At 37.1% G+C, this 9,859-nt stretch carries 11 protein-coding genes; all 11 read left to right on the forward strand.

Annotation, left to right across the window (positions count from 1 at the left end):
* A partial coding sequence (gene spoIIIAG, locus HLX49_RS16300; protein ID WP_367112765.1) for a stage III sporulation protein AG occupies window positions 1-727 on the forward strand: 727 nt, incomplete at its 5' end.
* 14 nt (window positions 728-741) lie between these two features.
* Window positions 742-1,302 carry a SpoIIIAH-like family protein gene (locus HLX49_RS16305; RefSeq protein ID WP_216482004.1) on the forward strand — a complete coding sequence of 187 codons (561 nt, stop codon included), beginning with the start codon at window positions 742-744 and terminating at the stop codon, window positions 1,300-1,302.
* Window positions 1,303-1,786: 484 nt separating this feature from the next.
* Window positions 1,787-2,005, forward strand: coding sequence for a hypothetical protein (locus HLX49_RS16310; protein ID WP_216482005.1), 219 nt, complete (start codon window positions 1,787-1,789; stop codon window positions 2,003-2,005).
* Window positions 2,006-2,445: 440 nt separating this feature from the next.
* On the forward strand, window positions 2,446-2,928 hold the full coding sequence (gene accB / locus HLX49_RS16315; protein ID WP_216482006.1) for an acetyl-CoA carboxylase biotin carboxyl carrier protein: 483 nt from the start codon (window positions 2,446-2,448) through the stop codon (window positions 2,926-2,928).
* 13 nt (window positions 2,929-2,941) lie between these two features.
* Window positions 2,942-4,303 (forward strand): acetyl-CoA carboxylase biotin carboxylase subunit, encoded by a 1,362-nt coding sequence (gene accC / locus HLX49_RS16320; RefSeq protein ID WP_216482007.1) that lies wholly within the window; start codon window positions 2,942-2,944, stop codon window positions 4,301-4,303.
* A gap of 54 nt (window positions 4,304-4,357) precedes the next feature.
* Entirely contained in the window at window positions 4,358-4,753 is a 396-nt protein-coding gene (locus HLX49_RS16325; protein ID WP_216482008.1) for an Asp23/Gls24 family envelope stress response protein, read from the forward strand.
* Between the two features lie 900 nt (window positions 4,754-5,653).
* A complete protein-coding gene (gene nusB / locus HLX49_RS16330) occupies window positions 5,654-6,031 on the forward strand; it encodes a transcription antitermination factor NusB (RefSeq protein WP_216482009.1) in 378 nt (125 codons plus the stop codon).
* 343 nt (window positions 6,032-6,374) lie between these two features.
* Window positions 6,375-7,235, forward strand: a complete 861-nt coding sequence (folD, locus tag HLX49_RS16335; protein WP_216482010.1) for a bifunctional methylenetetrahydrofolate dehydrogenase/methenyltetrahydrofolate cyclohydrolase FolD — start codon at window positions 6,375-6,377, stop codon at window positions 7,233-7,235.
* Window positions 7,225-8,577 carry an exodeoxyribonuclease VII large subunit gene (xseA, locus tag HLX49_RS16340; RefSeq protein WP_296363221.1) on the forward strand — a complete coding sequence of 451 codons (1,353 nt, stop codon included), beginning with the start codon at window positions 7,225-7,227 and terminating at the stop codon, window positions 8,575-8,577. The genes folD and xseA overlap by 11 nt, the downstream gene beginning before the upstream one ends.
* Window positions 8,570-8,800: an exodeoxyribonuclease VII small subunit gene (locus HLX49_RS16345; protein WP_073004335.1), complete on the forward strand. Its 231-nt coding sequence runs from the start codon at window positions 8,570-8,572 to the stop codon at window positions 8,798-8,800. The genes xseA and HLX49_RS16345 overlap by 8 nt, the downstream gene beginning before the upstream one ends.
* Before the next feature lie 2 nt (window positions 8,801-8,802).
* Window positions 8,803-9,687: a polyprenyl synthetase family protein gene (locus tag HLX49_RS16350; RefSeq protein ID WP_414930306.1), complete on the forward strand. Its 885-nt coding sequence runs from the start codon at window positions 8,803-8,805 to the stop codon at window positions 9,685-9,687.
* Window positions 9,688-9,859 lie beyond the last annotated feature (172 nt).

Genomic DNA, 9,859 nt, shown 5'->3' on the forward strand with positions numbered 1-9,859 from the left:
GCTTCAGGAAATAGAGGCAGTGCTTAATGAGGTGTGGGAGATGGATAAGAAAAAATTGATACTACAGTGGGAGGGTAGGTCCATCTTGAAAGATAAATTTTCAAAGTTATTTCAAAAAGACAATGGAAGCAAGTTTATAAAAAAAAAGGGCTATATCCTTATTTTAGCTTTGGTAAGCATTTTGCTTCTGATTATTGGTAATATTTTTTCTTCAACGTTTAAAACAGACAAAGAAGATCAAGTCGGACCAGCCATTGAACAGCCAAATGAACAAGCTGATGAGCGAGCAGAAGAAACAGCTTCCCCAAAAATGAGTACAACATCCGATTTAGAAGAACTGGAGTCCATTTATACAAAGGATTTAGAAGCATTATTAAATAAAATTAAAGGCGTATCAGAAGCTGAAGTAATGGTGAATTTGGAATCAACGAGTATTAAAGTATATGAAAAAAATTTGATAAAGGGACAACAAACAACAGAAGAAACAGATAAAAGCGGTGGCACAAGAGAAATAGAGGAGGAGACCCAAGAAACACAAACCGTATTAGTTAGACAAGGGGAAAAGGAGGTACCCTTACTCGTTCAAACGAAAAAACCAGAAGTACGTGGAGTGTTTGTGGTTGCAAAAGGAACAGATCATGCCACTGTCAAGAAATGGGTAGTTGAAGCCGTTTCCCGAGTGTTGGATGTACCAACACACCGAGTATCCGTAATGCCAAAGAATTAAAAGGAGGAATCAAAATGTTAAAAAAGCAAACAGTTTGGTTATTGACTATGTTGAGTCTTATGATTGTGTTAAGTGTGTATTATATGACTTCTCCAGATAGTGAAGATTTAGCTTATTTGAATGATGGACAAGACAAAGCAAGTAAAAAAGCAGTACCGACTGATTCAGAAGAGGCGGAAGTAGAAGAAATTTCTAACTTAGGTCAGGATGAATTATTTACGACGATTCGCATGGAATTACAGGATAAAAGAAATATGGAAAAAGAGCGACTAACGGATATTGTTGCCTCCAGTTCAGCAAGTGCAGCTGAGAAAGATGAGGCATTAAAAGAAATCGATGCAATGGAAGAAATAGCTTCAAAAGAAAAAATTCTGGAAGAAACGATCGTTGCTTCAGCTAATTATGAAGACGTACTTGTTCGATCAGAAGATGCAAATGTAACAGTCCAAGTAAAAGTCAAAGAGAATTTACCAAAATCCGAAGCAGTTTCCATTATACAAATGGTAAAAGATGAACTCGGTGATAAAAAGGTAAATGTATCCTACGTTCCTTCCGAAGCAAATAAAAAGGAATAGCGTAAAAAATCCGGGCTTTTCCCGGATTTTTTATATCTAGGAAACCTATATCCGATTTTACATGTTGGATATCTTTTCTTAAAAGGTTTTGTCAGGCTTATGCGCTCAAGCTATAGCAAACTTCGCTCCTCCTTCTACGATACGTCAACACTCGGTTCGAATCTAAAGGAAGGCCGACTAAAAGCGGGCTTGTCGCTCAGACGTCGGCATACCCCTGTTGTAAGGGTATATTTTCTTTATCCTGAAAGAGTTGCGGATTATTCTCATTTCAAAAATGTGTTTATGATATTTGCGAACATGATGAGAAAAACGGCTCCTAAATCCCTAATTCGTTTTGGTCCAGAGCAAAAAAAGGAATAACGACAGCGATACATCGCGATTTTTCAAGGATGTTGATCACAAAGACGTTACAACAGGGCTCGGAAAGTTACCTCAGCGACGCATTGTACACGGAAAAAGGGTTTTCCTTCCTCAAGGACAGAGTATGCTTCAACAGCAAAACACCGCGGTTTTCAAGGACAAGAAAAGCTTCGATAGTGATACACCGCACGTAGAAAAAGCGTTCTTCTTTTTCAAGGACAAGGAAAAACAGCGACAGCGACGCGAAAAGCGCTCCTTGAATGGAAGTTCCCTTTATCTCTTCAGAAGATCTGCCGTTTTTACACAAGCTAATCAAACGCTTCTAGCTTTTGTTCCTGACTAAATTAGTTAATGCTAGTAATCCATAGCTGGTATTTATATTTTTGTCCAATATTTAAATGTCTGTTTTATTCATAAATAGAATAAAGAAAAATTTTTAAAATCATTTTAAATGTCTTTTTTTCCAACAAAGATAAATTAAAAAGAAAACAGTGAAGTAATAGTTAAAAATGGATATTTACTGCAAAACGGTCGTTAATATAATTGGTCACGAACTAATGCTTACAATTTTTTTTGATATGTTCATCTAGTATTAAACCGCTGCAAATGTTCGCTTTCTGAGGTTAAGCTTGGTATAATTAGAACAGACTGATATTACTCGTTACTCCTTCACTTCAGAAAATACCTTGAAGTTTCTTTACTATTTATCGTAAAATATTAACAGGAGTTATTAGTACCTAATAATAAATTTTGAACAGTATGATGAAGGGGTGCCATATATACATGTTAAATATGCATGAAATACAAGAGATTATAAAGCTGATTGATCAATCATCAATTGAAGAGTTTACTTATGAAGCAAACGGAACAGCGATTTCATTAAAAAAATCAGTAACTCCCCAACTAAGAGTTAATGATATTAAGTCACAAATACAGCCAAATATAGAGCAGCAATCAGAACCGGACAAGCTTTCTGAAGAAAAAGTAGAAAAACCAATACCACAAGAAAAAGCGAAAACTGCATACGATCATGAAATTGTTTCTCCTATGGTTGGTACATTTTATGCTGCCCCATCCCCGGAAAAGGAAAGTTTTGTTACGGTTGGTAGCAAAGTAGAAGAATCAACCGTAGTATGTATCGTTGAGGCGATGAAATTATTCAATGAAATTGAAGCAGAAGTTTGTGGTGAAATTGTAGAAATACTAGTAGAAAATGGCCAGCTTGTCGAGTATGGGCAGCCGTTATTCCGGGTTAGTACAAAGTAAGGGGATGGAGAGTGTGATAAAAAAACTGTTGATTGCAAACAGAGGGGAGATTGCAGTTCGAATCATTCGTGCATGTAAAGAGATGGGGATAGAAACCGTTGCTGTGTATTCACAAGCAGATAGAGATGCATTACATGTGCAAATGGCTGATGAAGCTTATTGTATCGGCCCGACGCAAAGTAAAGATAGCTATCTTAATTTGACGAACATTATGAGTATAGCCACACTTACAGAAGTGGATGCTGTTCATCCAGGATATGGATTTTTAGCCGAGAATGCTGACTTTGCAGAAATTTGCCGTGCATGTAATATTATTTTTATTGGTCCAACTCCTGAAGCAATTCAAAAGATGGGAATTAAGGATGTAGCACGTCAGACAATGGAAGAGGCCAATGTGCCAATTGTTCCAGGATCTAAGGGTATTATTGAGAATGAAAAGGAAGCAAAAGTAATTGCCAGCGAAATTGGCTATCCCGTAATTATTAAGGCGACAGCTGGTGGAGGCGGAAAAGGGATTCGTGTAGCGAGAACGGAAGAAGAATTGCTTAAAGGTATTGAAGTTACGCAGAAAGAAGCCGAAACATCTTTCGGTAATAGAGGGGTTTATATCGAAAAATATATTGAAGATTTTCGTCATGTAGAAATCCAAGTGTTGGCAGATAAGCATGGTAATGTTATTCATCTTGGAGAACGAGATTGTTCCATTCAACGTCGATTACAAAAGTTAGTGGAAGAAGCTCCGTCACCTGCAGTTACTCCAGAAATCAGAAGAAAAATGGGAGAAGCATCTGTAAAGGCTGCGAAAGCAGTGGGGTATGAAGGTGCAGGAACGATTGAATATATATTCGATCGAACAACACATGAATTTTATTTTATGGAAATGAACACCCGAATTCAAGTTGAACATCCTGTAACTGAATTAATCACAGGGATTGATTTAATCAAAGAGCAAATTAAAATCGCCGATAATCAGGAAATATCATTTAGACAATCAGATATTACGTTAGATGGTTGGGCTATCGAGTGTAGAATTAATGCAGAAAATCCGTTTAAAAATTTCATGCCATCTCCGGGTACTATTACGATGTATCTGCCACCGGGGGGACTTGGCGTTCGTGTTGACTCGGCTGTATATTCAGACTATCGAATACCTCCTTATTATGATTCCATGGTAGCAAAACTAATTACGTACGGTAAAACCCGTGAAGAGGCTGTTCATCGTATGAAACGGGCATTAGATGAATTTATCATTGAAGGGGTACATACTACGATTCCCTTTCATCGTTTAATAATGGAGCATCCTGTCTTTTTAAATGGGGATTTCAATACGAAATTTCTTGAAGAAAACCCGATAGTACAAGTTGAAAAGGAATAGAATGTAATACGGACAATCTAAGATTTTGTCCGTTACATATAAAGGAGTGAGCATATGAGTGAACAACCACTATTAAATGTGAGTGATGATAATTTAGGTAAAGTAGAAATTGCACCAGAAGTCATTGAGGTGATTGCTGGAATAGCAGCTTCTGAAGTAGAAGGTCTTTATGCCATGCGGGGCAATTTTGCTTCCGGTGTTGCAGAAAAATTTGGAAAAAAGACCCATAGTAAAGGAGTAAAGGTTGAACTTTCTGATAATGGGATTGTGATCGATTTGTATGTAATTTTACAATTCGGCGTTTCCATTCCGCAAGTAGCTCAATTGCTTCAATCAAATATTAGACAAACGTTAAAGAATATGACCGCATTAGATATTAAAGAAATTAATGTTCATGTGGTTGGAATTCAGATGGATGCTGCGGAAGATGAGGCAGAACCGTATAAATAATTGTACATTTAACCTTTCATACATTGTTTAAAAATGATCCTTTCATGAGGAATACTATTTCCTTGTGAAAGGGTATTTATTTTACTATAGGAAAGTATAAAATTTTAGGGTTTATAGTATAAGAAAAACTATAGCTTTCGCTAAAGACTTGGCGACAAGCCAAGTTTTTCTAATGATAATGGTCTCTCGCTAAGGTTTGTATTAAGGCGAGATGAGAATTCTAAAACATGCTTGTCCAAACAGGAGAATAAAAACTAGAGGTTGACTAGGTTTGGGAGCGTCCTTGAAAAAGAAAACCAAGACTAGCGGAGATGGATATCAATACATAAGCGAAGAAATTTATTAATTATAGGGGCTTTTGAACAACCACTCAAATGGGAATAGCTATATTACGAATCCTTATACTAATTTATAAATAAAGTGAAACTTCATTCAGTAGGAGTTTTCTTCCATCTCCTATTGAATGTTAGTACCACAAGGGTATGACCTAAGACCCTTGAACGAATCGGGCATTTAGGTGCCGTTTTCTCTCACTTAGACCCTTTTGTACCAACTCAGACTCTTAAAGTGGGAGTCTACGGCACCTTACATGCGGGATAAATGCTAGTACCAAATACCCTTGAAACAGTTAGATCGTGTTTCAAGAGTTCGGAGTAAAAGCTGGTAGATAAGGGCTCCTAATCCCGTTAGTCAGTGAAGTAAAATAAGGAAAGCTTCTGGGACGGTAACCAACGGATATATCTGGGATAGGTTAACCCTTAGAATACGGGTTTGCTGAGCAAAAATTTTCTAAAATAAAGCTTTGTTTTTTATCTTTGGACAATCGAAAGTTGGTAATAGCGTTGCAATTAAAATCATGTTATGATTTTGTAAGAGATAAATTAAAGGAGCTACAAAGGAATGAATAGACATCAAGCAAGAGAAAAGGCATTACAATTATTATTCTCCCTTGACATACATGAAGTGAAGTCAATAGAAGATATGGAATATGTAAGTCAAACAGCAACCAAAAATGCCTTTTTAACCATACTCGTTAATGGAGTTATTCAACATAAAGAAGAAATTGATTCATTGCTTACAGCTAAGCTGAAAAATTGGTCCATTGATCGAATAGCTTCGGTCGAAAAGACAATTCTTCGCATGGCGATATTTGAAATAAGCTATGTGGATGATATTCCAACGAGTGTTTCCATCAATGAAGCAATTGAGTTGGCAAATAAGTATGGTGATGATCGATCAGGAAAGTTCATAAATGGAGTACTGTCTAAATTTGTTTAAGTGCGTGTTCAAAAAGAGGTTAAGAAGGACCGATACCGGTTAAGATCCTAACATGCAACACCGACATAGCACGTCCTGCCGATGCGGACTTCGAAGCTCGCAGTTTCCGGGCAGTATAGTAATTTAGATAAAAGCCAGAAACAAATTAATTAAGAAAACTTGGCAAGCGGAATAAAGACAATAGCCTAGTTGCACTTAAACTTAGAACTTAAAACATTTTCACTATATTGAATTAACTTGAGCACTAAAATCTGATGCATTCTAACGTGTGAAGTAATTCAAGGCGTCATTTTTCCGGAATTTTTAAACATCGTTTTTAAAATAATTGAGGGGGTTCTATACATTGACAGCAGAAATTATTGATGGTAAAGGTTTATCACTAGAGCTTAGAAAAGCAATGAAAGAAGAAGTTACCAAGTTGAAAGCGACAGGAATCCATCCTAAGCTTACTGTAGTGTTGGTTGGTAATCATCCTGCTTCAAAGTCGTATGTTAATGGCAAGAAAAAGGCTTGTCATGAAACTGGAATTGATTCGGAGATTTTGGAGTTGTCAACATCAGTTACGGAATCAGAACTGTTGCAACAGATACATAAATTAAATAATGATCCCACAGTACATGGCATACTTGTTCAATTACCACTGCCAGATCATATTCAAGAGCAAAAAGTAATTGAAGCGATTATTCCGGAAAAAGATGTAGATGGGTTTCACCCTGTTAATATAGGAAGAATGATGACAGGGATGGATACGTTTTTACCTTGTACTCCATATGGAATTATCACCATGTTACAATCGAAATCAATTCCAATCAAGGGACAACATGCAGTGGTTATCGGAAGAAGTAATATTGTAGGTAAACCAGTAACCCAATTATTATTAAATCATCATGCAACTGTGACTACTTGTCATTCGAAAACAAAGGATCTTAAAAGTTATACAAAGCAAGCCGATATCTTAATTGTTGCAATTGGAAAAGCACATGTTATTGATGAAAGCTATATTAAAGAAGGCGCAACTGTGATTGATGTCGGAATTAATCGCTTAGATGATGGTACGTTAACAGGTGATGTAGACTATGAAAGCATGAAAGAAAAAGCGGCATACCTTACTCCGGTACCAAGAGGAGTAGGACCAATGACGATAACAATGTTACTAAAGAATACAATTAAAGCGGCAAAAGGGTTCGAGAACCGTGAAAGATAAATATTTAACAGTTACGGCATTAACCAAGTACATTAAGCGGAAAATGGATACAGACCCTCATCTAAGGGAAGTTTGGTTGCGTGGGGAAATATCGAATTTTAAACATCATTCTCGCGGACATATGTATTTAACGATAAAGGATGATCGTTCACGGATTCAAGCAGTGATGTTTGCGGGGAATAACCGATTTTTAAAATTTGTTCCAGAAAATGGAATGAATGTACTGATTAAAGGAGAAATTAGTGTATTTGAAGTGTACGGCCAATATCAACTATACATTCAGCATATGGAACCAGACGGGATAGGAGCACTGTATGTTGCGTATGAGCAGTTAAAAGAAAAATTGCAGAAGAAAGGCTTCTTTGACCAAGCCTATAAAAAGGCGATCCCCCCATTACCGCAGAAAATAGGCATTATCACTTCGCCAACGGGAGCGGCGATACGTGATATTATCACGACCATCAAACGCAGGTATCCAATTGTTAAAATGATTGTACTGCCTGTATTAGTTCAAGGAGAAGCAGCTGCTCGATCCATTAAACAGGCCATTGAAATTGCCAATCAAAAGGGAGACTTTGACCTGTTAATTGTTGGAAGAGGCGGCGGATCGATTGAAGAGCTTTGGAGTTTTAATGAAGAAATAGTGGCGAAAGCTATTTTTCATTCTAACATTCCTATCATTTCTGCGGTTGGGCACGAGACGGATACGACAATAAGTGATTTTGTAGCTGATTTACGAGCCCCAACCCCTACGGCTGCTGCAGAAATTGCTGTACCGTCGAGTCAAGATCTTAAAGATAAGATTGCTACACTAAAACGCATGGCGACGAAAGATATGCAAGAAAAATGGAAACAACAGCAAAAACACCTTTTTAGACTTAAACAGTCATATGCTTTTCGCTACCCTTATCAGTTGCTGAAACAAAAAGAACAAGAATTAGATGGGAAAATAGAGCAATTACAAAAAGCGATGTTACATACGAAGGAAGCAAGTAATAAGTCCTACGAGCACTTATGGGCTCGGTTCACCGTTCAACATCCTGGAAAACAAGTAGAAAGAGGAAAACAACAGCTTCAACAATTAGTGAAACAACAATATATGGTGATGAAACAACTACATACAGACAAGGTAAAAAAACTTCATAATGAAATGGATAAATTAAGCTTGCTTAATCCATTAGCAATAATGAAGAGGGGATTTTCTATTCCTTATACAAGTGCAGGACAGATTATTAAGTCTGTGCATGCTGTTGAACGGGAGGATGCGATTTCTTTACGTTTAGCAGATGGACTTTTAAAGTGTAAAGTTATAGAAACAAAGGAGGAGAGTCAAAATGACTGAGGAAGAATTATCATTTGAAGAAGCGATGCAACAGTTAGAGGAAGTTGTAGAAAAGCTGGAAACAGGAGACGTTCCATTAGAAAAGGCAATCAGCTACTATCAAGATGGCATGAAGCTGTCGAAACTTTGTACGGATAAGTTAAACCAAGTAGAAGAAAAAATGACCAAAATTATGAACGAACAGGGAGAATTAGAAGGATTCCCACTTCAGGAGGAAGAATAAACGTGGAACGAAAAATGGAGATGTATTTAGAGGAAAAAAAACAATTCATAGACAGTGCTTTAAAAAAGTATATGCAAGCTTTACAAGTTCCTCCTGCATTAAAGCAGTCAATGACTTATTCAGTAGAAGCTGGCGGTAAACGATTAAGACCAATATTATTACTTGCAAGCTATGAAGCGTTTCAAAAGGATATAACTGTAGCTTTAAGTTCCGCTGCAGCACTGGAAATGATTCATACTTATTCATTAATTCATGACGATTTACCCGCAATGGATGATGATGATTATCGTAGAGGTAAACTAACCAATCATAAAGCTTTTAGTGAAGCTACAGCTGTATTAGCTGGCGATGCTTTGTTGACTTACAGCTTTGAAATAATAAGTAAAGATGACAAACTTACAGCTGCCCAAAAAGCAGAATTAATAGCGCTATTAGCTGAAGCAAGTGGCCCAAAAGGGATGGTCGCTGGACAGATTTTAGATATGGAAGCAGAAGATCGAGCGATTACTTTACAAGAGCTTGAACGTGTACATACTTTAAAAACAGGTGAGTTACTTCGCTACGCTGTCCATGCAGGAGCATACCTAGGAGGGGCTACAGAGAAGCAATTGCACGAATTACAACTTTTTGCTTCTTATTTAGGACTTATTTTTCAAGTTCAAGATGATATATTGGATGTTACTGGTGATGAAGTAAAGCTAGGTAAACCGGTAGGTAGTGATGCGCTTAATTTAAAGAGTACGTATCCAAAATTGCTTGGTATAAATGGTGCTATTGAGAAAAAAGAACAATATCTTCTTAAAGCAAAAGAATCTCTGCAAGCTGCAGGCGTAGAAAATTCTAATCTGATGGATTTAGCCATTTATTTTGGCCAAAGAGATTATTAACCCATAGTTTTTTTCTAAAATATATGATATAATTTATGTAGAATAAGGAATGGTGCAGTATTCTAGTCAGTTCTCCGCACCTGAAGGCGAGCCTAAAAATTCGCCAAAGGGCACATCGATGAAGTTCCTTGTGCAGGCTTGAGGCGCCCAGCTTTGGGTCTGTGCTGGGAGT

Origin of the sequence: Virgibacillus sp., from assembly GCF_013393565.1 — a bacterium.
Taxonomy (GTDB): Bacteria; Bacillota; Bacilli; order Bacillales; family Amphibacillaceae; genus Virgibacillus; species Virgibacillus dokdonensis.

Excerpts from the sequence above, each read along its gene's own strand:
- HLX49_RS16310 (WP_216482005.1), top strand. The coding sequence starts at position 1,787 with ATGCTTCAACAGCAAAACACCGCGGTTTTCAAGGACAAGAAAAGCTTC.
- HLX49_RS16325 (WP_216482008.1), top strand. The coding sequence starts at position 4,358 with ATGAGTGAACAACCACTATTAAATGTGAGTGATGATAATTTAGGTAAA.
- accB (WP_216482006.1), top strand. The coding sequence starts at position 2,446 with ATGTTAAATATGCATGAAATACAAGAGATTATAAAGCTGATTGATCAA.
- nusB (WP_216482009.1), top strand. The coding sequence starts at position 5,654 with ATGAATAGACATCAAGCAAGAGAAAAGGCATTACAATTATTATTCTCC.
- HLX49_RS16345 (WP_073004335.1), top strand. The coding sequence starts at position 8,570 with ATGACTGAGGAAGAATTATCATTTGAAGAAGCGATGCAACAGTTAGAG.
- HLX49_RS16305 (WP_216482004.1), top strand. The coding sequence starts at position 742 with ATGTTAAAAAAGCAAACAGTTTGGTTATTGACTATGTTGAGTCTTATG.